The organism is Streptomyces sp. HUAS MS02 (assembly GCF_055702265.1).
In genome coordinates, this window is the sequence record NZ_CM146747.1 from 1977913 (window position 1) to 2000343 (window position 22431).

19 protein-coding genes are annotated in these 22431 nt (G+C 72.4%); 9 read left to right on the plus strand and 10 right to left on the minus strand.

Translation table 11 applies throughout. The features are described from left to right. The first annotated feature begins 127 nt into the window (after positions 1-127). Positions 128-904 carry a hypothetical protein gene (locus ACZ9QC_RS08490; protein ID WP_215450023.1) on the plus strand — a complete coding sequence of 259 codons (777 nt, stop codon included), beginning with the start codon at positions 128-130 and terminating at the stop codon, positions 902-904. A gap of 160 nt (positions 905-1064) precedes the next feature. On the opposite strand, the gene ACZ9QC_RS08495 is transcribed toward ACZ9QC_RS08490, so the two are convergent. After that, the gene (locus ACZ9QC_RS08495) at positions 1065-1955 is read right to left on the minus strand and encodes a GntR family transcriptional regulator (RefSeq protein WP_472919590.1); all 891 of its coding nucleotides are present in this window, start codon (positions 1953-1955) and stop codon (positions 1065-1067) included. A gap of 198 nt (positions 1956-2153) precedes the next feature. Between ACZ9QC_RS08495 and ACZ9QC_RS08500 the strand changes: the two genes are divergently transcribed. Continuing rightward, complete coding sequence (locus ACZ9QC_RS08500) at positions 2154-3020, plus strand: (2Fe-2S)-binding protein (RefSeq protein WP_472919591.1); 867 nt, start codon at positions 2154-2156, stop codon at positions 3018-3020. Between the two features lie 337 nt (positions 3021-3357). Then, a complete protein-coding gene (locus tag ACZ9QC_RS08505; RefSeq protein WP_472919592.1) occupies positions 3358-4419 on the plus strand; it encodes a DUF2637 domain-containing protein in 1062 nt (353 codons plus the stop codon). Between the two features lie 155 nt (positions 4420-4574). On the opposite strand, the gene ACZ9QC_RS08510 is transcribed toward ACZ9QC_RS08505, so the two are convergent. Continuing rightward, entirely contained in the window at positions 4575-5060 is a 486-nt protein-coding gene (locus ACZ9QC_RS08510; protein ID WP_472919593.1) for an ATP-binding protein, read from the minus strand. Positions 5061-5506: 446 nt separating this feature from the next. Then, positions 5507-7009 (minus strand): protein phosphatase 2C domain-containing protein, encoded by a 1503-nt coding sequence (locus ACZ9QC_RS08515; protein ID WP_472921635.1) that lies wholly within the window; start codon positions 7007-7009, stop codon positions 5507-5509. A gap of 48 nt (positions 7010-7057) precedes the next feature. On the opposite strand from ACZ9QC_RS08515, the gene ACZ9QC_RS08520 reads away from it, so the two are divergent. The 3 genes from ACZ9QC_RS08520 (at position 7058) to ACZ9QC_RS08530 (ending at position 9726) form a co-directional block, all read left to right on the plus strand. Then, positions 7058-7237, plus strand: a complete 180-nt coding sequence (locus ACZ9QC_RS08520) for a hypothetical protein (protein WP_472922003.1) — start codon at positions 7058-7060, stop codon at positions 7235-7237. A 977-nt stretch (positions 7238-8214) separates the two neighbouring features. After that, the gene (locus ACZ9QC_RS08525; protein ID WP_472919594.1) at positions 8215-9198 is read left to right on the plus strand and encodes a helix-turn-helix domain-containing protein; all 984 of its coding nucleotides are present in this window, start codon (positions 8215-8217) and stop codon (positions 9196-9198) included. 45 nt (positions 9199-9243) lie between these two features. After that, positions 9244-9726 (plus strand): DUF456 domain-containing protein, encoded by a 483-nt coding sequence (locus ACZ9QC_RS08530; RefSeq protein ID WP_472919595.1) that lies wholly within the window; start codon positions 9244-9246, stop codon positions 9724-9726. A gap of 52 nt (positions 9727-9778) precedes the next feature. On the opposite strand, the gene ACZ9QC_RS08535 is transcribed toward ACZ9QC_RS08530, so the two are convergent. From ACZ9QC_RS08535 to ACZ9QC_RS08565, 7 genes are all read right to left on the minus strand, one after another. Next, positions 9779-10297 (minus strand): methylated-DNA--[protein]-cysteine S-methyltransferase, encoded by a 519-nt coding sequence (locus ACZ9QC_RS08535; RefSeq protein WP_472919596.1) that lies wholly within the window; start codon positions 10295-10297, stop codon positions 9779-9781. After that, on the minus strand, positions 10294-11670 hold the full coding sequence (locus tag ACZ9QC_RS08540; RefSeq protein WP_472919597.1) for a bifunctional transcriptional activator/DNA repair enzyme AdaA: 1377 nt from the start codon (positions 11668-11670) through the stop codon (positions 10294-10296). The genes ACZ9QC_RS08535 and ACZ9QC_RS08540 overlap by 4 nt, the downstream gene beginning before the upstream one ends. 120 nt (positions 11671-11790) lie before the next feature. Next, the gene (rsgA, locus tag ACZ9QC_RS08545; RefSeq protein ID WP_472919598.1) at positions 11791-12906 is read right to left on the minus strand and encodes a ribosome small subunit-dependent GTPase A; all 1116 of its coding nucleotides are present in this window, start codon (positions 12904-12906) and stop codon (positions 11791-11793) included. A 270-nt stretch (positions 12907-13176) separates the two neighbouring features. Then, positions 13177-14709 carry a cellulose binding domain-containing protein gene (locus ACZ9QC_RS08550; RefSeq protein ID WP_472919599.1) on the minus strand — a complete coding sequence of 511 codons (1533 nt, stop codon included), beginning with the start codon at positions 14707-14709 and terminating at the stop codon, positions 13177-13179. A gap of 226 nt (positions 14710-14935) precedes the next feature. Next, a complete protein-coding gene (locus tag ACZ9QC_RS08555) occupies positions 14936-16261 on the minus strand; it encodes a radical SAM protein (protein ID WP_472919600.1) in 1326 nt (441 codons plus the stop codon). Between the two features lie 216 nt (positions 16262-16477). Continuing rightward, the gene (locus ACZ9QC_RS08560) at positions 16478-16849 is read right to left on the minus strand and encodes a hypothetical protein (protein ID WP_472919601.1); all 372 of its coding nucleotides are present in this window, start codon (positions 16847-16849) and stop codon (positions 16478-16480) included. A gap of 167 nt (positions 16850-17016) precedes the next feature. Then, positions 17017-18024 carry a hydroxyacid dehydrogenase gene (locus tag ACZ9QC_RS08565; RefSeq protein ID WP_472919602.1) on the minus strand — a complete coding sequence of 336 codons (1008 nt, stop codon included), beginning with the start codon at positions 18022-18024 and terminating at the stop codon, positions 17017-17019. A gap of 187 nt (positions 18025-18211) precedes the next feature. Between ACZ9QC_RS08565 and ACZ9QC_RS08570 the strand changes: the two genes are divergently transcribed. The 3 genes from ACZ9QC_RS08570 to ACZ9QC_RS08580 all read left to right on the plus strand — a co-directional run bounded on the left by ACZ9QC_RS08570 (position 18212) and on the right by ACZ9QC_RS08580 (position 22411). Further along, positions 18212-19468, plus strand: coding sequence for an FAD-binding protein (locus ACZ9QC_RS08570; protein ID WP_472919603.1), 1257 nt, complete (start codon positions 18212-18214; stop codon positions 19466-19468). Between the two features lie 132 nt (positions 19469-19600). Further along, a complete protein-coding gene (locus ACZ9QC_RS08575) occupies positions 19601-20902 on the plus strand; it encodes an ROK family transcriptional regulator (RefSeq protein ID WP_472919604.1) in 1302 nt (433 codons plus the stop codon). A 249-nt stretch (positions 20903-21151) separates the two neighbouring features. Beyond that, positions 21152-22411, plus strand: coding sequence for an ABC transporter substrate-binding protein (locus ACZ9QC_RS08580; protein ID WP_472919605.1), 1260 nt, complete (start codon positions 21152-21154; stop codon positions 22409-22411). Positions 22412-22431: the final 20 nt, after the last annotated feature.

Consider the following 22431-nt stretch of genomic DNA (forward strand, 5'->3'; position numbering starts at 1 on the left):
CAGCAATCTCGCCCCCGCGACTCACGACTTTGTGAATACTTTCACCCGCCCCCTTGGCCAGGCGGCGATGTTCGTGCTGAGATGCCGCCACCACTCAAAGCTCAAGGGCGTGCTCGGGGAGGGCAACGTGGCGCATACCGCCATGTCTGGTGACGGAACGACAGCCGGTGACGATCCACTCCAGACCGCGGTATGGCGGCTGCGCTCACGCGCCTGCTGGGTCGACGCCGCCGCCCTGATCGAACCCGACGGCCCACAGGCGTCCCTGCAGCGGACCGCGCTCCTCGTCGAGCGCTGTCTCTACACCGAGCAGGGCTGGGAGGACGCCGAGGACGCCCTGCGCACGGCGGAGGCGCAGGCCCGCACCGACGACGAGCGCGGCGCGGCGGCCTGCGAGCGCGGTCAACTGGCGTACGCGGCCACGCTGCTCGGGATCCGGGACCGCTCCGACGAGGCGCGGGCCGCGCTCGGCCGGGCGGCGGCCCTGATCGCCCCCGGCGCGCCCGGCCGGGCGCTGCTCGACTTCCGGCGGGGTCTCATCGCCGAGAACCTCGCCCGCTCGCCGCAGGCCGCACGGGCCGCCTATCGCCGGGCCCATGCGGGTGCCACCGCCCATGACGACCTGCTCCTGCAGTCCTTCACCTGGCGGCATCTCGCCGGACTCGCGCTGCGGGAGGGGGAGTTGGCCGAGGCGCGGCACGGCTTCGCCGAATCCCTGCGCATCCGGGAGGAGTTGGGTTACCTCGTGGGTACGGCGCCGGCGCTCGTGTCCCTCGCCGAGACCGAGACGGAGCCGGAGGCGTCGCGGCTGCGGGAGGAGGCGGGGCGGTTGTTCCGGCTTCTGGGGGGTGTACCGACGTGGTTGGCGCGGCAGTTGGCACCACCGCCGGCGGCGACGGCGTGACGATGGGGTGCGGTGAGGTGACCGGCGAGGGGCGCGTGCGGGTGCGTTGCCGGGTGCGGGTGAGTGGGGGCTGGTCGCGCAGTTCCCCGCGCCCCTGAGAAGCAGGGGCTGCGCCCCATGCTTTTCACGACCCCCACCGGGCCGCGGTCGCCGACGCCCCTCAGCCACCCACCCCGAAATGCTTCTCCACCAGACAGCACGCCGCTTCCAGGTCCTGTGCCACCAGCGCGTCCAGCAACGCGATGTGCTCCGCCGCGTCCGCCATCAGTTCCACTCGGCCACCGCCCCCGGCGACCCCCACGTGACCGCCGCCCAACGGCAGCTGTGTACGCCGGTGGAGGTCGTCCGTGATCTGCAGCAGCTGCTCGTTGCCGGACAGCCCGAGGACCCCCCGGTGGAAGGCCCGGTCCGCCTCGCCGTACGTCGCGCGGCAGCCGGAGGACGCCGCCCGGGCCGTCTCGTCGGCGAGGGGCCGCAGTTCACCCCAGCGGTCCGCCGGCACGGTGCGCGCGAGCCGCATGATCACCGGCACCTGGAGCAGCGCGCGCACCTCCGCCAGTTCGGCCAGCTCCCGGGCGCCCCGCCGTACGACACGGAAGCCCCGGTTGGGCACGACCTCGACCGCGCCCTCGATGGCCAGTTGCTGCATCGCCTCGCGCACGGGGGTCGCGGAGACCCCGAACCGCTCGCCTAGCGCGGGCGCGGAGTACACCTCACCCGGCGTCAGCTCCCCGCCGGCGAGCGCGGCCCGCAGCGCGTCGAGGATCTGCCCCCGCACGGAGGACCGCTGGAGGACCGGACGCCCCGGACCGCGCGGCAGCGGGATCGGGACCTCGCTGTGCGTGTGCTCGCCCCGGGCGGCGTCGGCGCCGGGCCCGCTGTCGCCGCGCACCGGGGCCGCCGCGCCGTCGGCCGCGATGCCCCGCTCCCGGTCGATGTCCGCGACTCCGGGCTGCGCGGGTACGCGATAGGCCGACGCCGGGCGAGCGGCGGCGGGGTCCGGCGCGCTCACGGCCGTGGCCTCGCGCGGTCGCGCTCCGGCCTGCTCCACGGGTCCTCCTCCGAGCCGAGTCGAGTGTCGAGTGGGCCGAGCGGTGCGGCCGACGGGGTACATGGGGGCGGTTAGGTCACTACTCGGGTTGTTACCGGTCGTAAAGCACCATAGGCGCACATGCCCTCAGTTCAAACCTCCACCACCTCGGGTAAGGTAAGCCTTACTTGGCAGCGATGGTGAAACGGCGGTCCCCGTATGCCCCAGTCAGCACCGGCACCGGCACCCACTTCACGCAGGTCGCCCGTGACGGCGGCGTACGCACGCCTCACCGAGGTCCTGCCCATGATCAGCGTGACAGAACTCTCCCCGACCGATCGATTGCCCGAAGGTGAGGGGTGGGTCTCCGCCGCCGGACTCGCGGCGGCGGGAGCCGAGCTGGACGCGTTCCTGGCGTGGGACGAGGCCCAGATACTCCGGGATCACGGCCGAAAGGGCCGCCCGGACGTGGTGGCGACCTTCGGACTGCACCGTTACTCCTGGTACGCCTGTCTGCTCTTCACGGTCCCCTGGTTCCTCCAGCGCCGGGTGCCGCGCTTCCCCGCCGAGCACGTGGCGTTCCAGCGCGAGCAGAGCCGACTGGTGGTGCGCGGTGAAACGTTCAGCTGCCTGCCGGACGATCCGGCGGCCGGTGACCCCGGCGCCCGCGTGGTCCCGGACGAGGAGGCACTGCGGGCCGAGGTGCGCGCCGCGTTCGCCGCGCACATAGAACCGGTTCTCGGCGGCTTCGGTCCGCGGATGCGGCGGCGCGGGCGCGCGCTGTGGGGCATGGCGACCGACGAGGTCGTCGAGGGCATCTGGTACGTGGCCGAACTCCTCGGCCCCGACGAGCAGGAGCGCTGCCGCCGCGAGCTGGAACTGCTGCTCCCGGGCGCGACCCGGCCGTACGTGGGCGCCGCGGGCTTCCGTGAACTGACCGGCCCGGGCGGCGAGTCGCTGCCCACCCGGGACCGGGCGAGCTGCTGCATGTTCTACACGCTGGCCCCGGAGGACACCTGCGCCACCTGCCCGCGCACCTGCGAGCCGGAGCGGATCTCCAAGCTGACGGCCGCCGCCACCGGTTGACGGCCCCTCACCACCGCCGGGCGGCGACCCGTCGGACGACCCCCCGGCGATCGCCCGCGGCAAGTGCCGTAAGATCCACTGCGGGTGGGAGCCTCGTTGGGTTACAGCTGGTTCACAAATTCCTCACTTTTCGCAGGAACTTTCCGTGGAACCACTCGAACGGGTAATCTCACTCGCACTCAACTCCCGTCCCTCGCGCGGTAGTTCGAGCAGAATGCCGCCTGGCGTCACTCATTGCACTTCTTTGGCGGTCTCTTGCCCCGAAACCCCCTGAGGGCCGCGAGGATTGGGCCACTATGGCGGGCGTTACGCCCTATCCCAATGCAAGGGACCCCTGATGAGATTGACCGACATATCGCTGAACTGGCTGCTTCCGGGCGCCGTACTGCTCCTGGGCATGCTGGCGGCGGTTGCGGTGCTCGCGCGCGGCAAGCGCGCCGGGGAGCACGCGAAGACAGAGGATTCATGGGAACGCAGTGAGGAGCGCCGCAGGCGCAAGGAGGCCCTCTACGGCACCTTCTCCTACATCCTCCTCTTCTGCTGTGCCGCGGTCGCCGCCGCACTTTCCTTCCGCGGCCTGGTCGGCTTCGGTGAGCAGAACCTGGGCCTCACCGACGGGTGGCAGTACCTGGTTCCGTTCGGCCTGGACGGTGCCGCCATGTTCTGCTCGGTCCTCGCCGTACGCGAGGCCAGCCACGGTGACGCCGCCCTCGGTTCCCGCATACTCGTGTGGACGTTCGCCGGTGCGGCCGCCTGGTTCAACTGGGTGCACGCGCCCAGGGGCCTCGGCCACGACGGCGCCCCGCAGTTCTTCGCCGGCATGTCCCTGTCCGCCGCGGTGCTCTTCGACCGCGCGCTGAAGCAGACCCGCCGTGCCGCGCTGCGCGAACAGGGCCTCGTGCCTCGTCCGCTGCCGCAGATCCGTGTGGTCCGCTGGCTTCGGGCCCCGCGTGAGACGTACAGGGCCTGGTCGCTGATGCTCCTGGAGGGCGTGCGCAGCCTGGACGAGGCCGTGGACGAGGTCCGCGAGGACAAGCGGATGAAGGAGGAGAACCGGTCGCGCAAGCGCGAGCAGGAGCGTCTGGAGCGTGCCCACCTCAAGGCGATCAGCCGGGGCCACCGGGGACTGCCCGGTCGTGGCGGCGGCGGTGGCGGTGGTGGCGGACGCCAGGTCGACACCACCGTGGAGCGTGTCCCGGCGGCCCAGGTGGCCTCGGACTCCGCCATATCCACGCCGGAGCAGCTGCCCGTGCGTACACGTCCCTCCCTGCAGCCCGTTCGCCACAGCGCTGACAAGTCGATCACGGTCGACCTCACCGCGGAGGACGACACCATGGCCCTGCCGCGGCTCGACTCCCTGGAGCGCAAGCTCAAGGACCTGGAGCAGCAGTTCGGCTGAGCCGACTGAGCGGTACGAGCGACACATCGGACAGGGGCGCGGCAGCGAGCCGCGCCCCTGTCCGTTGTCGTCGTCCGTTGCCTGTTGCCCGTCGTCCGTCGTCCACCATGCGATGTGCGAATGTGCGACGAGCGACGTCCGTGCGGTGGCGCCCGTCAGCCCTGGGTCAGCCCGCCGTCGAGGTCGAACCACACCGCCTTGCCCACCCCGTGCGCCCGTACGCCCCAGGCGTCGGCGAGGGACTGGACGAGAAGGAGGCCGCGGCCGTTCGTGCTGTCGTCGGCGGGCGGCACCCTCGGCCTGGGCCTGCGTCCCACGAAGTCCCGCACCTCCACGTGCAGTCCGTCGGACGAGACGGTCGCGGTCAGCACCGCGTCATGGTCGGTGTGGATGATCGCGTTGGTGACCAGCTCGCTCGTCAGCAGCTCCGCTATCTCCGATTTTCCCGGACGCCCCCATTGCCGCAGCAGTTCCCGCAGTGCCCTGCGGGCCTCGGGCACCGCCCTCAGGTCGGCCCGCCCGAGTCTGTGCCTCAGCTGTTCGGCGCCGGCCTTGTCCGCCGCGTCGCCGACCGTCTCCTCCACCTCTGCCGAGAAGGCCCCTGCCGCCGTGGGACCGCCCCCTCGCGCCTGCCTTTTCATGACCCCCGCCCACACGCCGATGACTAGTCCCCTCCTGCTCGAACACGTACACGGGGATCCATGCCCCGTCCGGATCGCGGCACTCATGTCGAATCGTCAACGACCGTCCGTACGCTTTCAAACGCACAGAGTCAAGCCAGCTGCCGGTACCGTGTGACAGCGCTTCCCGTCTCGTGAAAGCACCGCACAGCCCTACGAACCCGGCACCCCGGCCTTCTCCGGGCAACCCGGAGCGAACCCGCCCATGGGCCCCAACTGCCCATGCGGGACTGCCGATCCAGCCGTATGCCAGCGGGACACGACTGGCGTGGGAGCGGCGTATACCCCGGCCGGGCCGGACCACGCCCCCCGATGATGTTGATTGGCCGGAATGGAGCGCTGGTACAGGCCAACTCACGGCCCGGTGCGGCTGATTGACGCCCCTCCCCGCCCGCCGGTGGACTCCGTCAGGCCTCCCACACGGCGGCGGCCGTACGGTCGTCCGTGTACCCCTTGACCCTGACCTGGGCGTCGGCGAGGAAGGCGGCGAGACCGGGCGGCTCGGCGGCTGTCCAGCGGGCCGCCAGATGCTCGGCGAGCGGCGGCTCCCCGCGCAACGGTTCGGCCAGACCGCCGGTGCACAGCAGCAGGACGTCGTCCTCGCGGGCCACGGAGGCGCGGAAGCGGAAGGGTTCGCGGGGCGGGGCGGGAGCGGGTTCGTACGGGCTCGGGGGTGTCGTGATGCCGAGGTCCATGGTGAGGCGGTCGCCTTCGGGGGTCTCGTGCGGCAGCGAGCCGAAGCCGACCACCGGGGCCCCGGGTGTGTCGGCGACCCGGGGCTCTATGTCCTGCCACTCGCCGCCCCGCAGCCGGAACAGGCCACCCGCGCCGACCCCGAAGAACACGCGTGTACGGCACCCCGGGTCGGCCGGAAGCAGCAGACAGCGCAGGCTCGCCGTGTACTCGTCCGGGTCGAGCCCCTGTTCCACGGCGCTGGCGCGGAGCTTGCCGAGGCTGCGGTCGGTGAGGCGGTGCAGCCCCGACTTCAGATCGCCTCGCCGGGCGGCCCTGATGTCCTCCACCAGCCGCACATGGCTCAGCCCGACGGCCCGGCCGATCCAGCGGCACGCCTCGGCCGCCGCGCGGTGGGCTCCCGGGGTGGCCCGGGCACCGGTGGCCATGGCCACCAGGACGAGCGCCTGTTCGCCGAGGCCGAAGCGGGCGGTGAGGAGCGCGTCGCGGCGCGGCTCGCCCCGGTAGCGCGCGGAGTCCCCGCGCAGCGACGCGGCGCGCAGCGTGCACGCCCCGTAGCGCGCGCCGTCCAGCACCGTGTCCGCCACCACGTCCCCCAGGTCCTCCGGGTCCGCGGGCGGCAAGGCGGTCGGCTCCGCGTCGTAGGTGGGCGGGCCGGACCCCACGTACTCGACCCGCACCCGCCCGCTCTCCCCGACGAGCGACACCTCGTCCGCCTGGAGGGTGGGCAGGTCGAGCTGGGTGGAGGGCCGGGCGTCGGCCGGTTCCGGAGCCGGGGAGGGCTTCTCGCCGGGGCCGGAGGGTGGCTGCGCGGGGATGGGCGGCTGCGGCTGCTGAGGGCTCCGGGCGGGCGGCCGGCGCCATGGCATGGCCGCGCGGAAGCCCGGCGGTGTCGGCCCGGGTGGAAAGGTCAGGGGGCCCGAGGGCTGGGCCGAGGGCGGCTCCCAGGGCGCGGGCCGGGGAGTGAGCCCCCCGAGCCGGGGGTCCCGCACGGGCGCGGAGGCCGGCGGGTCGAGGGGTTGACGCGGGACGGAGGGGAAGGACGCCCGCGGAAGGGGTTCGGCGGACGAAGCGGAACCGGACGACCCACGCGGACCGGCATCCACCGGCGACGCGGCGGCAGGGCTCGACGAGGGGCGCGGAGGGACTGCGGGCGGGGCAGGTGCCGGGACGGGAGGGGCGGCCGGCCGGGTGGCCGGGGCGTCCCGGCCGTTCAGGTCGCGCCCTTCTTGGCCGTCCCGTCCGGCCGGGGCATCCTGTCCGCCTTGATCGGCACGCCCACCCAGGCCACCGCGCCCACTTGGGCCACCGCGCCCGCTCAGGTCGTCCCGGCCGCCTACGCCGTCACGCCCGCCCGGGGCATCGCGTCGGCCTTGGCCTTCGCGCCCGTCGAGGCCGCCCGGCGATTCCTGGCGCGGCACCCGGTCCGAGGGAGCACCCGGTGAGCCTTGAGGCGGCACCCGGTCCGAGAGGGCGCCCGGGGGGCGGTTCGAGCCGTACGGGGCCGTGCGCGGGACGCTCGGCGAGGCCGTCCCGGCGTCCGAGGCGCCCTCCCTGCCCGGCCGGCCTTCGGAAGCGTCCGCCCCGCTCGTCCCGCTGTCAGAACCACCCACTCCGGACGGCCGGCCTTCGGAACCGCCCGATCCACCCGATCCGCCCGGCCCGCTCCCCGAGCCGGCCGTCCGGCTCGGCCCTCCTCCCGGCTCCCCTCTGGCAGCCGACGTGCCCGGCACGGCCGCCCAGGCTCCCGACGTCCCCGGGACCGCTCCCCAGGCACCCCGCGCATCCGGCGGCGTACCCGGGCCGCTCGGCGTACCCGCGGAGCTCGTCGGCGTCGACGCAGCCGGTCCACCCGGGGAACCCGGCATCCCGTCCCCGACCGTGTTCGCCGCGGAGGCGTAGCGGTCGTCGAGGGAATCGGCCGCCACCGAGGGGCCCGTGTCCCCGCTCGTGTCGTCGTACAACTGCCGCCACCAGTCGTCCTCGTGACCGGTCGGCCTCTCCCCCTGCTGGCTCATGCCCCTAATTGTCCACCTCGGGGGCCGTATGAAAACGGGGCATCCGGAAAATCGGCCCCCGCAGCCGACGGCCCGTCGGCGTGTCGGACTACATGCCGAACTCCGGTGCGAGACAAGGGAGTCGGGAGGAGGACGGGAGGTGGGGGAGATGGGAGAGATGGCGGAAATGTGAGGGATGCGAGAACTGGAGGGGAGAGTGGCGTCCAGGAGCGCGCCGGGGTGACCGGGGCGCGGTGCGGGCGCGTCGGTCGGTCGGTCGGTCGGTCGGTCGGCCCGAGTGTGCGGCACGTTCCTGGGGTGCTGCTGTGCGACCCCGACTGCCGAAGGGACGCGCGGTGCGGTGATGATGGGCCGACGCGGAAGTGCGCCGAAGGGGCGCGGCGAGTGAGGGGCGGCGTCGCCGGATGCTGGGAGCGATCGGTCTCGACGAGACCCACGAGTCGGCGTACCGGGCCCTGGTGTCCGTGGGCGCCGCCGACGTACCGGACCTGGCGCGCCGGCTCACGCTCGGGGAGCAGGACACCGAGCGCGCGCTGCGCCGACTGGAGCGGCACGGTCTCGCCGCCCAGTCCTCCGCGCGCCCCGGCCGCTGGGTCGCCGCGCCCCCCGGTGTGGCCCTGGGCGCCCTGCTCACCCAGCGGCGGCACGAGCTGGAGAAGGCCGAACTGACGGCTGCGTTGCTCGCCGAGGAGTACCGGGCGAGCGCGGCTGAGCCCGCGGCGCACGACCTGGTCGAGGTGGTGATCGGCTCGGCCGCGATAGCGCAGCGCTTCCTGCAGCTCCAGCTCGGGGCCACGGAGGAGGTCTGCGCGATGGTCACCGGCGCTCCCATCGCGGTCTCGGGGCCGGAGAACAACCCCGCCGAGGAGCAGGCGACCGGTCGCGGCGTCGGTTACCGCGTGGTGGTGGAACGGGCCGTCCTGGACGAGGACGCCGGCCTCACCGAGCTGTCGGCCGCGCTGGGCCGGGAGGAGCGGGTGCGGGTCATGGACGAGGTGCCCACGAAACTCGTCATCGCCGACCGCACGCTCGCCATGGTCCCGCTCACCACCCACACCGCCGAGCCCGCCGCGCTCGTCGTCCACGCGAGCGGTCTGCTGGAGCTGCTGTCGGGTCTGTTCGAGTCGGTCTGGCGGCAGGCGCTCCCCCTGCGCCTGGGCTCCGGCCGGGTCACCGAGGACATCCCGGACGCCCCCGACGACACCGATCTGGAGATCCTCTCCCTGCTGCTGGCCGGCATGACCGACGCGAGCGTCGCCAAACAGCTGGAGCTGGGCCTGCGGACCGTACAGCGCCGGGTGAGACGCCTGATGGAGCTCGCCGGGGTGACGACCCGGCTGCAGCTGGGCTGGCACGCGTACGAGCGAGCCTGGGTGACCCGGGACTGACAGCACTGACCTGCGCTTTCTCCCACGGTCCGGCACTCTGGGCAGATGGGAGCGTGGGAACTCCTGCTGGTCGGGGTCGTACTGCTGCTCGGCCTGTGTGGAGTGCTGGTGCCCGGGATTCCGGGGTCCTGGCTCGTCTGGGCCGGGGTCATGTGGTGGGCGCTGGAGGACCCGCGGCCCATCGCGTGGTGGGTGCTGGTGGGCGCGACCGCCGTGCTGCTCCTGTCCCGGGCGGTCCGCTGGGGCCTGCCGCCCCGGCGCCTGGCGGAGAGCGGCGCGACCCCCCGGATGGGCGTGTACGCGGGGGCCGGGGCCTTCCTGGGTTTCGTCCTGGTCCCCGTGCTCGGCGCGATCCCCGGCTTCGTCGGCGGCATCTACCTCTCCGAACGGCTCCGCCTCGGCCACCCCGGCGCGGCGAGGGCCGCGACCCGTACGGCGATGCGCTCGGGCGGTTCGAGCGTCCTGGCGGAGCTCTTCGCCTGCCTGCTGGTCGCGGGGGCGTGGGTGGGCACGGTGTTCGGCGGCTGAACCGGCTGGGGCAGCCGAGACGGGCTCGGGCCGCCGCGGCCAGGACCTGGCGTCACATCCCCGTCCGGCCCGCGACTTCCGGCACGCCCTCCAGACCGAGGAGGAGGCGCTTGCGGCCGAGGCCGCCGGCGTAGCCGGTGAGGGTGCCGTCCGCGCCGACCACCCGGTGGCAGGGGCGGACGATGAGCAGGGGGTTCGCGCCGATCGCGCCGCCCACGGCCCGCACGGCGGCGCGGGGTGCGCCGATCCGGGCGGCGACGGCCCCGTACGTGATGGTCGCGCCGTAGGGGACGTCGTCGAGCGCGGCCCAGACGCGCCGCCGGAATTCCGTGCCCTCCCCGCGCAGCTCCAGCCGGAATTCCCTGAGTTCACCGGCGAAGTAGGCGGCAAGCTGTTCCTCGGCCGCCCGGAAGGGGGCCGGGTCGCGCAGCCAGCCCGGCTGCGGGACCCTGCCGCCCTTCTGCTCCGGTACGGAGAGGGAGGTGAGGGCGCCGGACTCGTCGGCGGTGAGGAGGAGTGGCCCGACGGGACTGTCGACGACGGTGCAGTAGGTCCGCTGCTCGGTGCTCACGACTGAACTCCCTGTTTCTGTGTCCGAAGATGTCTGAGGGCGTACGACCGCCAGGGCCGCCAGCTGTCCGGCACGGTCTCGGCCGGGGGTGCCACGTCGGGGTCGCCGAGCGCGCGGGTGCGGATCGCGGCGACGGTACGGGCGTCCAGGCCCGGCAGCCCGAGCAGGGCCGTCGCGGCGGCGTCCCGGTCGGCGCCGACGTCGAGGCGGCAGGTGCCGTCGTTGAGGGCGGTGGCGAGGGCGCCGAGCGGGCCGCCCGCGTCGGCCAGTGCCGCGGGTTCGGGGAACAGGTGCGTCAGCGTTCCCTGCGGTGCGTCCAGCCGCTTGCCGTACACCTGTACGAGCAGCGCCGCCTCGGCGCGACCTACGAGCGCGCGTACGGCGTACTCCTCCGGGTCGGCCGTGCCCGGCGAGCGCAGCCCCGGTCTGGCGGCGACGAGCGGGGCGAGCCGGGGGTCCTCGCCGAGGCGCTCGTCCACGGCGTACGGGTCGGCGTCCAGGTCGAACAGCCGCCGCAGCCGCTGCACGGCGGTGGTGAGGTCCCGGGGGTCGGTGAGATGAAGCCGGGCGTCGAGCCAGCCGCCGGAACGGCCTTGGGGGCGGACGCCCGGTCGCTCGTCGACCTCGGCGATCCCGGTGCCGTACGGGAGACGGAGGGTGCGCCGGTATGTGCGGTGGCCCGCTTCGCCGGTCGCCTCCTCGACGCCGGTGACGGCCTCGGCGGCCAGGACGTCGAAGAGGTCGGTGGACTGGTACGGGCCCCGGTAGGCGAGCCGGAGCGGGATGCCGGCCGTCCGCGGGCCGGTGGGCCGCCGGGGTGCGCCGGCGCGCAGGGCGCTGGGTGTCATGGCGTAGACCGCCCTGATCGTGTCGTTGAACTGGCGCACGCTGGCGAAGCCGGACGCGAAGGCGATCTCGGTGACCGGGAGGGTGGTGGTCCGCAGCAGGACGCGGGCGGTGTGCGCCCGCTGGGCGCGGGCCAGGGCGACGGGCCCGGCGCCGACCTCGGCGGTGAGCTGCCGCTGGACCTGCCGTGCGCTGTAGCCCAGCCGCACGGCCAGTCCGGCGACGCCCTCCCGGTCCACGACGCCGTCGCCGATGAGCCGCATGGCCCGGCCCACGGAGTCGGCGCGCACGTTCCACTCGGCCGAGCCGGGCACGGCGTCCGGCCGGCAGCGTCGGCAGGCCCGGAATCCGGCGGCCTGGGCGGCGGCCGCGGTCGCGTAGAAGCGGACGTTCTCCCGTTTCGGCGTCACCGCCGGGCAGCTCGGCCGGCAGTAGATCCCGGTCGTCCCGACGGCGAAGAAGAACTCCCCGTCGAACCGGCCGTCCCTGCTCCGCACGGCCTCGTACCTGGTGTCTTCGTCCTTCATGCCATCAAGTGTCGGCGACGCGGAGGAGCCGGGCTGGCGGCTTTCGGACACGACGCTGCCCCGCGCCCAAAGGGGCGCGGGGAACTGCGCGATCAGCCCCCACTCACCCGCGGCCAAAGATCAGCGATGGCCACCCCTCTTCGCCTCCATCGCCGCGCGCCCCTGCGCACCCCGCCGCTTCCACTCCTTGCGGATCTCCGCCCGCAGCCGGGCGTCGCTCTTGGCGACGATGCGCTGGTTCTCGCGGAGCAGCTTGCGGTAGCTGTCGAGCCGCCGCTCGGGCAGTTCACCGGACTCGACGGCGCCGAGGACCGCGCAGCCGGGCTCGGCGAGGTGCGCGCAGTCGTGGAAGCGGCAGTCCGCGGCCAGTTCCTCGATCTCGGCGAAGACCTGCCCGACCCCGGTCTCGGCGTCCCAGAGGCCGACACCGCGCAGCCCGGGGGTGTCGATGAGGACTCCGCCGCCGGGCAGGGCGAGCAGGTTGCGGGTGGTCGTGGTGTGCCGGCCCTTGCCGTCCACGTCGCGGGTGGCCTGGACGTCCATGACGTCGTCGCCGAGCAGCGCGTTGGCGAGGGTGGACTTGCCGGCGCCGGACTGTCCGAGGAGGACGGAGGTGCCGCCGGAGATCACCGCCGCGAGGACGTCGAGGCCCTCGCCGTGGGTGGAGCTGACCGTCAGCACGGGGACGCCGGGCGCGATGGTCTCCACGTCCTGCACGAGGTGCCCCAGCGTGACGGCGTCCGGGACGAGGTCGGCCTTGGTGAGCACGACCACGGGCTGGGCCCCGGACTCCCAGGCCAGCGCGAGGAACCGTTCGACACGGCCGAGGTCGAGTTCCACGGCGAGCGACACGGCGACGACCGCGTGGTCGACGTTGGCGGCGAGGATCTGTCCCTCGGCGCGCTTGGAGGAGGTGGAGCGGACGAAGGCGCTGCGGCGCGGCAGGTACGTGCGGACGTACCGGGGGTCGCCCGCGGGTTCCACGGCGACCCAGTCGCCCGTGCAGACGACCCGCATGGGGTCGTGAGGGGTGACGAACGCGGTGTCGGCCCGCAGCGGACCGTCCGCGGTGACGACGTCGCACTGCCCGCGGTCGACACGCACGACCCGTCCGGCGATCAGACCCTCGGCGTCGTACGGGGCGAAGGCGTCCGCCCAGGAGGTGTCCCAGCCGTACGGGACGAGGGGGTGGGAGGAGGACGACAGGGACGAGCCCGGGAAAGAGGAGAGAGACAAGGGGGACCCTTCACAGGGGTGGCCCGGCGGCGTCCGCGGACGCGAGAGAGGAGAGAAGTCAGCCGGTGGCCACGGAGGTGGACTGGATGGATTCCTGGATGCGGGCAGCGCCCTTCGCAATGACAGCCATCGGTCGACACCTCCTGTCTCACTGGTCGTGGCGACGGCGGCCGGAACGGCCGCCGTGCTCGGTGATCTCACCCTAGCGGGGGCCCGTGGGCCCCCGTCAATCGAATTTCCGCGCCGCGTTCCGTGCGTCGCGTTCCGCGCTCACTTCGCCCGGTCGCACTTCTTCCCGTTGAGCGTGAAGTCCACGGGAGCGGGGTTGTCGTAGCCCTCCCAGATGCCGAGGAAGCCGAAGCCGAAGGTGCCGCCGGCGGTGACGGTCTTGTTGTAGTCGGCGGAGGTGGCGGTGACCTTGGTGCCCTCCTGGTCGAAGGTGCCGTCCCACATCTGGGTGACGCGCTGGTCGGCCGCGTAGGTCCAGGCGATGTGCCAGCCGTCGAGGGCCTTGGTGGAGGTGACGGTGACGGTGCCCTGGAAGCCGCCGGGCCATTCGTTGACGACCTGGTAGCGGACGTGGCAGGTGGCGTCGGAGGGCTTGCCGGGGTCCACGGGCTGGTGGGTGACCCGGGCGGGCGACGAGGCGTCGCCCTGGGGTTCCTCGTTGCTGTTGCCGCCGCCCTTGTTCTCGCCCTTCCCGTCGTCCGTGCCGCCGGAACCGGGCTCCTCGGGCCGCGACGTGCTCTGCAGCTCCGACGACCGGCCGTCGGACGGGGCCCCGGTCACCGGGAACCTCGGGTCCTGCTGCACCACCGACGAGTCCCTGGCCGACGAGCCCTCCGCGAGGGTCTCGTCGTCGCCGAACGGCATGAGGGAGACCGCGAGCGCCAGCACGGAGACGAGGCCGGCTCCGACGAGCAGCCCGTTGCGGCTGAACCGGGGCTTCGCCTCCCTGCCCGGCGAGAATCCCCGGTCGGTGCCGGTGGAGTCCGCGCGCCCGGGGAGCAGTCCGGCCTCGGCCGCGCGGCGGCGGCGCTCCAGGTAGGCCAGTCCGCTCCAGCCGATCACACCGCCGGCGAGGGCGGCGGGCAGTCCCCCGCCGTGCAGGCCGAGGCAGGCCGCGGCCTCGGCGCACTGCACGCAGGTGGCGAGGTGGCGGGAGAGGTCCTCGGGAGTGTCGGTGCCGGGCGAGCGGGTGACCGCGTCCAGCAGCCGGGCGTAGGTGCGGCAGTCGGCGTGCAGCGGCGCGTCGAGCTGGCCGCGGTGGCAGCGGTCCCGGAACAGTGCGCGTACCTGGTGGAGTTCGGTTTCGGCGACCGCCGGGTCGAGGCCGAGCCGGCGGGCCACCGAGCCCAGCGGCAGCGACTCGACCTCGGCCAGCCACAGCAGGGCCGCGTCGGGTTCCTGCATGTCCCGCAGGGCACGCAGCGCGAGGGGGCGGTACAGCGGCGGGCCGGTGTACCGGGCGGCCTTGTCCGAGTTGAGCCAGAGACGCAGCTCGGGGTCGAGCCGGTGACCCTGGCCGCCCGCCTCCCAGGCGGCGGCGCTGGTCCTGACCCAGGTCAGGAGGAACGGTATTCGAGGCAGGCGCAGGGCGCGCCGTCCGGCACCGCGGTCGGCTCCCGCCTCGTACTCCAGGGCGTGTGCCTCGTGCATGCCGTTCGTGAAGGCCTCGGTGGCCAGTTGGGTCGCCGCGGCCGACCCGGACGTGCACAGGTCGGCGTACGACAGGACCGCGTCCCAGCACTCCGAGAACAGCGCGGCCTCGGCGGCGTCCTGGGGCTTCGGCAGGTCGGGCATGGGTCTCCTGCATCCAACAGAGCGAGGGGGGAAGTGGGCAAAAGTAGTCAACTGCCCTTTAAATCCAAGGCAGTTGGGGGGACCACCTTGCGATGGCCCAGAGCTTTTCACGCTTCCCACACAACTGACAAGCTACGTCTTCAAAACGTGGTTACCAGTGGTCACACTGTTGAGTTGTACGTACGCCGTCCCCGATCGACTCAACCGCCTCAGGAATTACCAGGAGTTACTCGGCGGAAACCTCCTCGACGGCCGGGAGGCTGTCCATGAAGGAGCTGACGGAGAAGACGGCACGGCCGGGTCCGGGCGGGCCGTATCCGGGCGGCGACGACAGCCCGAACTCGTCCATCGTGGCGCGGTAGGCCTGCAGCAGACGGATGTGGTACTCCAGCGGCGCGCCCTGCGGGTTGGCCTTGCCGAGCGGGGTGGTGGGCTCCGGGCACCAGGTGGTGAAGCGGGGCGTGATGCCGTGCGACATGAAGAAACGCAGACCCTCGGTGGTCGAGGCGATCGCCTCGTCGACCGTCTTGAACCCGAAGGGCTCGGCCATCTCCACGCCCGCCACGAAGTTGGGGATCACATTGCGCGCGCCGAAGACACCGGCCGAGTCCAGGATCCGCTTGTGCCACTCGTCGCGGCCGACGTACCGCTCCTTGCCGGGGCAGTACATCTTGAACAGGTACTCGTCCCACACCTCGTAGTTGGGGTGGTAGATCTTCACGCCGTAGTCGTGGAAGCGCTTGACGTCGTCCAGCGGCAGCGCCTGCGCGACGACCTTGCCGATCCAGCGGTCCGGGAAGCGCTCCTCGATGGCCTTGGCGTAGTGGCCGTAGAAGTCGGCCTCGTCGCGACCCGCGACCGTCTTGGTGATGGCGCCGCCGGTGAGCGTGTACGCGGTGGACGTCTTCGCCGTGTCGTACCGGTCGATGATCTCCAGGGCTTCGAGGACCTCGTCGACGTCCTTCACACCCGTGTACGGCCGGCCCGCCGCCTTGTGCTGGCGCCAGTTGTGGTTGATGTCGCAGTACTGGCACTCCTCCTTCGCGCCGAAGTACTGGCAGACGCGGAAGACGGTCAGATAGATGAGGTAGCCCCACTGGATGGTCGGGGCCACCTCCATCACGGACTTCCCGTTGGAGAGGGTGTGCTTGTAGTACTCCGGCATGGGCGGGACGCCGACGTCCGCGATGCGCTTGCCGTCGAGGTACAGGCCGAGGAGGCCGTCCTCGTCGGACGCCACCCGGTAGGGCGAGGACGGGTTGACCCGTACGGAGACGACCGTGCGCCGCAGGTCGTACGGGCCGCCGGTGAGGATGATCTCCTCCGGCGGGCGGCGCAGGGCGGCCTCGCCGAGCTCGGGGAGGGTGCCGTGGTCGAAGGAGAAGATGAAGTACGACTTCGGCTTGACCTCGCCCTTCTCGTTGTCGCTCAGCGCGGAGGCGTCGAAGGCCACGCCGCCCCTGAGCAGGTCCTCCTTGAAGACGGCTTCCCGTGGCACGTGCGGGAACCTCTCCATCAGGTCCTCCACCAGTGCGGTGCGGCTGCCATCCATCCCGTTGTCTCCTCGCTCCCGACGACGCGCGGGGGTCGCCCGCGCGCATTCCCCACGGTATGCCTCCGGCGGTCGGGCGGAGGGGGTGGGGGGTGGTTCGGGGCGTGGCGCATCCCAGCTCGGGGGTGGGGTGCGTCGGCTGGTGCGGGTGGTTCGTGATCGCGACAAGCCCCCACCGGAGTGGGGGCTCGAAGGCTCGGGTGCGCCTCGCGTGGGTCAGCAGTCGCGCAGCGGGTCCGTCTCGCTGTAGATGGCGGTGTCCTTCATCCAGCCGGACTGGCCGTTGTCGGCGACGGTCCTGAGCCAGCGGGTCGGGTGCGGCCCGCCCACCCAGGCCTGGTTGTCGAGCTTGCAGTAGAACCAGCTCGGGTTGGTGTTCATGGTCCCGACGACCTGGTTCGGGTTGGGGTAGAGGCGGTTGTTGCCGACCGATCCGTACACCGGGGCACCGGAGACGTTGTTGCACCACCACCTGATGCCGTCCTCGTGCCGCCAGCAGTTGGTCGCGGCGGACGCGGACGGCGCCGCGAGGGTGGTGCCGAGCGCGGCGGCCAGGCCGGCGGTGGCGACCAGCCATCGAAACCTCATGGACGTGTTCCTTTCCTCAGCACGTGCGTGTCCCGCACCGAAGCCTGCCGACTCACGAGGCGCGGTCGCGCCCCCTTTCGACCAGGGTCGAAAGCCGCTGGTGAGAGCTTTGTGGCCGTCGGCCGAGAGCCGGTCGCCGACCGTGGCGCGGCCTGGGGGGCCAGTGCTCAGGCCGTCCGCTCCAGTGCAGCCCGGTCGAGCGCGTACGCCGGCTCCTCCCCGGCGGCCAGTCGTTCCGCCTCCTCCGTGACCGCGAGACCGAGGCGGGCGACCTCGTTGCCCTGGGAGCCCGCCAGGTGCGGGGTGACGAAGGCGTTCGGGAGGTCGAGCAGGGGCGAGTCGGCGGGCAGCGGCTCGGGGTCGGTCACGTCGAGGATCGCGGAGAGGCGCCCGGCGCGCAGCTCGTCGACGAGGGCGTCGTGGTCGACGAGGGCGCCGCGCGCGGTGTTGATGAGGGCGGCCCCGTCGGGCATCAGGGACAGGGCGCGGCGGTCGATCAGGCGGTGGGTCTCCGGGGTGTCGGGGGCGTGCACGGTGACGATGTCCGAGGTGCGCAGCAGTTCGTCGAGCGGGAGCAGGGGGACGCCGAGGGCGGTGGCCCCGGCCTCGTCGACGTAGGGGTCGGTGAGGCTCACCCGCAGGTCGAAGGGGCGCAGCAGTTCGATGACGCGGCGGCCGATGCGTGAGGCGCCGATGACGCCGACGCGGCGGCCGTGGTTGCCGATGCCGGGGACGAACCCCCAGCCCGGCGAGACGCGCTCGGCACGCAGGCGTTCGCGGCGGCCGAGGATGTCCTTGCCGGCGAGCAGGATCATGGCCAGCGTGTACTCGGCGACGGGCAGGGCGTTGGCGGTGGCGGCCGTGGAGACGGTGATGCCGCGTTCCCAGACGGCCGGGGTGACGAATCCCTTCACCGAGCCCGCCGAGTGCAGCAGGGCCCGGAGCCGGGGGGCCGCGTCGAGGACCGTCGCGTCGATGCGGGGGCAGCCCCAGCCGGTGACCAGCACCTCGGTCCGGGCCAGCGCCGCCCGGACCCGGGGATCGGTGAAGTCCTCGGCGATCAGGGCGGGGTCGATGTCCACGGTCTCCCGCAGGCGGGCCAGCACGTCCGGCGGGAAGACCTGCGGAACGTTCTCGGCCGTCATGGCGAACAGTGCGCGGGGACGCTCGGGCAAGGAAGGACCTTCCGGCTGGAAAGACTGGGAGAGCTGGGAGAGCTGGGGGGGTCGGGAGAGCGCGAGGTCAGGGGACAGTAAGCGGTCTCTACGGTAGGCAGGGGCTCGCGGGGAGGTCAATGAACCGGCCGTCGCGCGGGGCGGAGAGGATGACCTCGACAGCTACGGCCAGCGGAGGGCATCAGGCATGACGACCGAGACCATCACCAACTGGGCCGGGAACATCACGTACACCGCCGGGCAGCTGCACCGGCCCGGGTCGGTGGACGCGCTGCGGGCCCTGGTCGCGGGCAGCGAGAGGGTGCGGGTGCTCGGCAGCGGCCACTCGTTCAACGAGATCGCGGAGCCGGGACCCGGGGGCGTGCTGCTGTCCCTGACCGGACTGTCGCCGGAGATCGAGGTGGACACGGCGGCCCGGACCGTACGCGTCGGCGGCGGTGTCCGCTACGCGGAGCTGGCCCGCGCGGTGCACGCCCACGGTCTCGCCCTGCACAACATGGCCTCCCTGCCGCACATCTCCGTCGCGGGCTCGGTGGCCACCGGTACGCACGGCTCGGGTGACGCGAACGGGCCGCTCGCGGCGGCGGTGCGCGAGGTCGAACTGGTCACGGCGGACGGCACCACGCTGACGCTCGCGCGCGGCGACGACCGTTTCGGCGGGGCGGTGACCTCGCTCGGGGCGCTCGGCGTGGTCACCGCGCTCACCCTCGACCTGGAGCCGGCCTTCGAGGTCGCCCAGCGGGTCTACGGTGAACTCCCGCTGGCGGGGCTGGACTTCGCGGCCGTGTCGGGGGCGGCGTACAGCGTCAGTCTCTTCACCCGCTGGCGGCACTCCGGATTCGACCAGGCGTGGGTCAAGCAGCGGGTGGACCGGGACGCGGCCGACTTCCCGTGGGCGGCGCCCGCGACCGAGGCGATGCATCCGGTGCCGGGGATGCCGGCGGTGAACTGCACCGAGCAGTTCGGGGTGCCCGGCCCCTGGCACGAGCGGCTGCCGCACTTCAGGGCCGAGTTCACGCCGAGCAGCGGGGACGAGTTGCAGTCCGAGTATCTGCTGCCGCGCTCGTTCGCCGGGGAGGCGCTGTGGGCGCTGGACGGGATCCGGCATGTCGTCGCGCCGGTGCTGCAGGTGTGCGAGGTGCGTACGGTCGCCGCCGACGAGCAGTGGCTGAGTCCCGCCCACGGCCGGGACACGGTCGCGCTCCACTTCACCTGGGTGGCGGACCCGGCGCCCGTGCTGCCCGTGGTCCGGCGGGTCGAGGAGGTGCTCGCGCCGTTCGAGGCCCGGCCGCACTGGGGCAAGGTGTTCACGGTCCCGGCGGCGGAGCTGCGGGCGCTGTACCCCCGGCTGGACGATTTCCGGGCGTCGGCCGAAGTCCTGGACCCGGCGGGGAAGTTCCGCAACGCCTTCGTACGGGAGGTGCTCGGCGAGTGGGTCGAGTGAGTCGAGCGAGTCACCGGGGGGACTTTGTAAACCCCCTTTCCTAACCCCTTGTAGAAAGTCCCTCCTCGCCATAACCTTGGCGCCGCGCCGGGGCAACAGGCCTCGTCATGGCCTGGAGGGATCGAGGGGATCATGTCGTCGGTGAAGCGCACCTCACGCGACATCCGCACCGCGAACCGCTACGAGGTGCTGCGCCAGATCATCGCCAAGTCTCCCACCTCCCGGCAGGAGCTGGCGGCGGCCACCGGGCTGAGCCTGGCCACGGTCGCCACGCTCGTCGGCGAACTGCTCGACCTCCGCATGATCACCGAGGTCGGGTTCGAGGACTCGGCGGGCGGGCGCCCCCGTGGTCTGGTGGCCGTCAACGCGTCGGGGGGCGCGTTGATCGGCGTCGACATCGCGGAGACCTACGTCCGTGTCGAGCTGTTCGACCTGGCGCTGAACGTGCTGGCCCGCGCCGAGGAGAACGTCCGTCCCGGTGAGAGCCTGCCCGAGCAGATGGTGGGGCACGTGGCCGCCGCCGTCGGCTCCGTGGTCGCGCAGGCCGGCACCGAGGGCGCCCGGGTGCTCGGCGTCGGGGTGAGCGTGCCGGGGCAGGTCGACCGCGCCACCGGCATCTCGGAGTACGCGCCCAACTGGGACTGGCACGACGTGCCGCTGCTCGATCTGCTGACCGAACACATCGCCTATCCCCTGCACCTGGACAATCCGCTGCGCGCGGTCGCGGTGGCCGAGCTGTGGTTCGGGGCCGCCCGCGGACGCGGGGACGCCGCGGTGATCACCCTCGGCACCGGCGTGGGCGCCGGGCTCGTCCTGGACGGCGGGCTGCACCGGGGAGTGAGCAACAGCGCCGGCGAGTGGGGCCACACGACGATCGTGCTGGACGGACGGCTGTGCCACTGCGGCAACCACGGCTGCGTGGAGACGTACGTGGGCGCCCCGGGGATCATGCTGAACCTCCGGGAGCTGAGTCCGCGCAGTACGCTGCTGCACCCCGAGGACCAGACGGCCACCATCGCCGCCCTGGCGCGGGGCGTGGCCCGGCACGACCCGGTGGCGGTCAAGGTGGTGCGCGACACCGCCCGATATCTCGGCGCGGGCATCGCCGACCTGGTCAACCTCTTCAATCCCGAGGTGGTCGTGCTCAGCAGCTGGGTCGCGGCCGCCCTGGGCGAGCCGCTGGTCGCGGAGGTGCGCGAGGCCGTCGCCCGGCACGCGCTGCCGCGTCCGATGGCGGCCACCGAGATCGTGCTCTCCCCGATCCCGAGCGATCCGGCGTGCCTGGGCGCGGCGACGTTCGCACTGGAGGGCGCGCTGCAGTCGGTCGGACAGAAACCGGGCACCCGGGCGGCGCCGACCGCGTCGCGGAACAGGCCCGCCGTACGCCGCCGAGGGCGGCCCGAAGAGCGCGAAAGCCTGCGCGAACACCCCTGAGCCGAGGGCCGCCGGACCCTGACCCGGCGGCCCTCTCTCCCCACGTCAACCCGCTTGCACCGCCCGGACGTTCGGAACGCCGAACCGAGTACAACGCTTCGAACAGACTTCGTCCAACCCCTTGCCGAAGCCTTAGTCGAAGGTTAACGTCCCGCACCGCAAGCCTCTTTGAGCCACTGAGCCATTCGGCACCGAGCCGCCGAGCCATGAGCGCAGAGCCGCAGCCGTACTCGAGACAAGGACGTCAGCATGTCGGCATTCAGGAACAGCAACTTCGACCGCCGTACCGCCCTGCGGGCCGCGCTGGGTCTGGCCGCCGCCGGCGGACTGGCCGCGTGCGGCGGCAACACCGGCCGAAGCAGCGGCGGGGGCCCCGGCCTCACGCAGTACTTCCACGCGTACGGCGAGCAGGGCACCGAGCAGGCCATCAAGCGGTACGCGAAGGCCTACAAGGAAACCAACGTCACCACCCAGTGGATCACCGGTTCCAACTTCGAGAGCAAGCTGTTCGCCACGCTGCTCACGGACAAGGCCCCCGACTGCTTCGAGTTCCACCCGCAGCTGCAGATGATCGAGAGCGGGCAGGTCGCGGACCTGACCGACCTGATAGACCCCGTCAAGGACGACTTCAACCAGGCCGACATCCAGTCGCACACGGTCGACGGCAAGATCTACGGCATCCGGATGATCGACGACCCGCAGTTCTTCTTCTACCGCCCCTCGCTGTTCGAGAAGGCCGGTGTCGAGGTCCCGACGACGCTGGAGGAACTGGCCGAGGCCGCCGCCAAGCTGACCACGGACAAGGTCAAGGGCGCCTACCTGGGCAACACCCTGCACTCGATGGTCAACCCGTTGATCTGGTCGGCGGGCGCGCAGCACCTCGACGACAAGAACCAGATCGCCTACCACACGGACGCGGTCGTCGACGGTTTCAAGCAGCTGCGCAAGATGTTCACCAGCGGGGACCTGCTGCTCGACGCCCCGACCGACTTCTGGGACCCGTCGGCGCTCAACCAGGGCCTGACCGCCATGCAGTGGTGCGGTATGTGGGCGATGCCGCAGATGCAGGAGGCGCTCGGTGACGACCTCGGCATCTTCCCGTTCCCGAAGGTCGGCAGCGCCGGCAAGCAGTCCGTCTACAACGGCGGCTGGTCGATGTTCGTCAACGCCAAGGGCAAGAACGTCGACGAGACCAAGGAATACGTGAAGTGGCTGTGGATCGACCAGAAGGAGTACCAGGAGGACTGGGCGCTCTCCTACGGCTTCCACATCCCGCCGCGCACCTCGATCGCGGAGTCCGCCGACAAGCTGAAGTCGGGTCTGCCCGCTGAGGGCGTGAAGCTCTTCAACGAGTTCGGCCACTTCGACAACATCGGCTGGACCCAGGCGAGCATCACCGCCCTGGAGGACGTCCTCGCCAACTCCGTGCGCAAGGGCGGCGACCCGGACAAGGAGCTGACGAAGGCCGACGCAAAGGTCAACAAGGAACTGAAGAAGCTCTTCGGATAGGCCGGCGGACAGGTACTCAC

What these genes read in the sequence shown, in the direction of transcription:
- ACZ9QC_RS08555 (WP_472919600.1), bottom strand. Translation starts at nt 16,261, where the DNA reads ATGGATGGCAGCCGCACCGCACTGGTGGAGGACCTGATGGAGAGGTTC.
- ACZ9QC_RS08510 (WP_472919593.1), bottom strand. Translation starts at nt 5,060, where the DNA reads ATGAAAAGGCAGGCGCGAGGGGGCGGTCCCACGGCGGCAGGGGCCTTC.
- ACZ9QC_RS08540 (WP_472919597.1), bottom strand. Translation starts at nt 11,670, where the DNA reads ATGAAGGACGAAGACACCAGGTACGAGGCCGTGCGGAGCAGGGACGGC.
- ACZ9QC_RS08580 (WP_472919605.1), top strand. Translation starts at nt 21,152, where the DNA reads ATGTCGGCATTCAGGAACAGCAACTTCGACCGCCGTACCGCCCTGCGG.
- ACZ9QC_RS08550 (WP_472919599.1), bottom strand. Translation starts at nt 14,709, where the DNA reads ATGCCCGACCTGCCGAAGCCCCAGGACGCCGCCGAGGCCGCGCTGTTC.
- ACZ9QC_RS08560 (WP_472919601.1), bottom strand. Translation starts at nt 16,849, where the DNA reads ATGAGGTTTCGATGGCTGGTCGCCACCGCCGGCCTGGCCGCCGCGCTC.
- ACZ9QC_RS08530 (WP_472919595.1), top strand. Translation starts at nt 9,244, where the DNA reads ATGGGAGCGTGGGAACTCCTGCTGGTCGGGGTCGTACTGCTGCTCGGC.
- ACZ9QC_RS08500 (WP_472919591.1), top strand. Translation starts at nt 2,154, where the DNA reads ATGCCCCAGTCAGCACCGGCACCGGCACCCACTTCACGCAGGTCGCCC.
- ACZ9QC_RS08570 (WP_472919603.1), top strand. Translation starts at nt 18,212, where the DNA reads ATGACGACCGAGACCATCACCAACTGGGCCGGGAACATCACGTACACC.
- ACZ9QC_RS08525 (WP_472919594.1), top strand. Translation starts at nt 8,215, where the DNA reads ATGCTGGGAGCGATCGGTCTCGACGAGACCCACGAGTCGGCGTACCGG.
- ACZ9QC_RS08575 (WP_472919604.1), top strand. Translation starts at nt 19,601, where the DNA reads ATGTCGTCGGTGAAGCGCACCTCACGCGACATCCGCACCGCGAACCGC.
- ACZ9QC_RS08505 (WP_472919592.1), top strand. Translation starts at nt 3,358, where the DNA reads ATGAGATTGACCGACATATCGCTGAACTGGCTGCTTCCGGGCGCCGTA.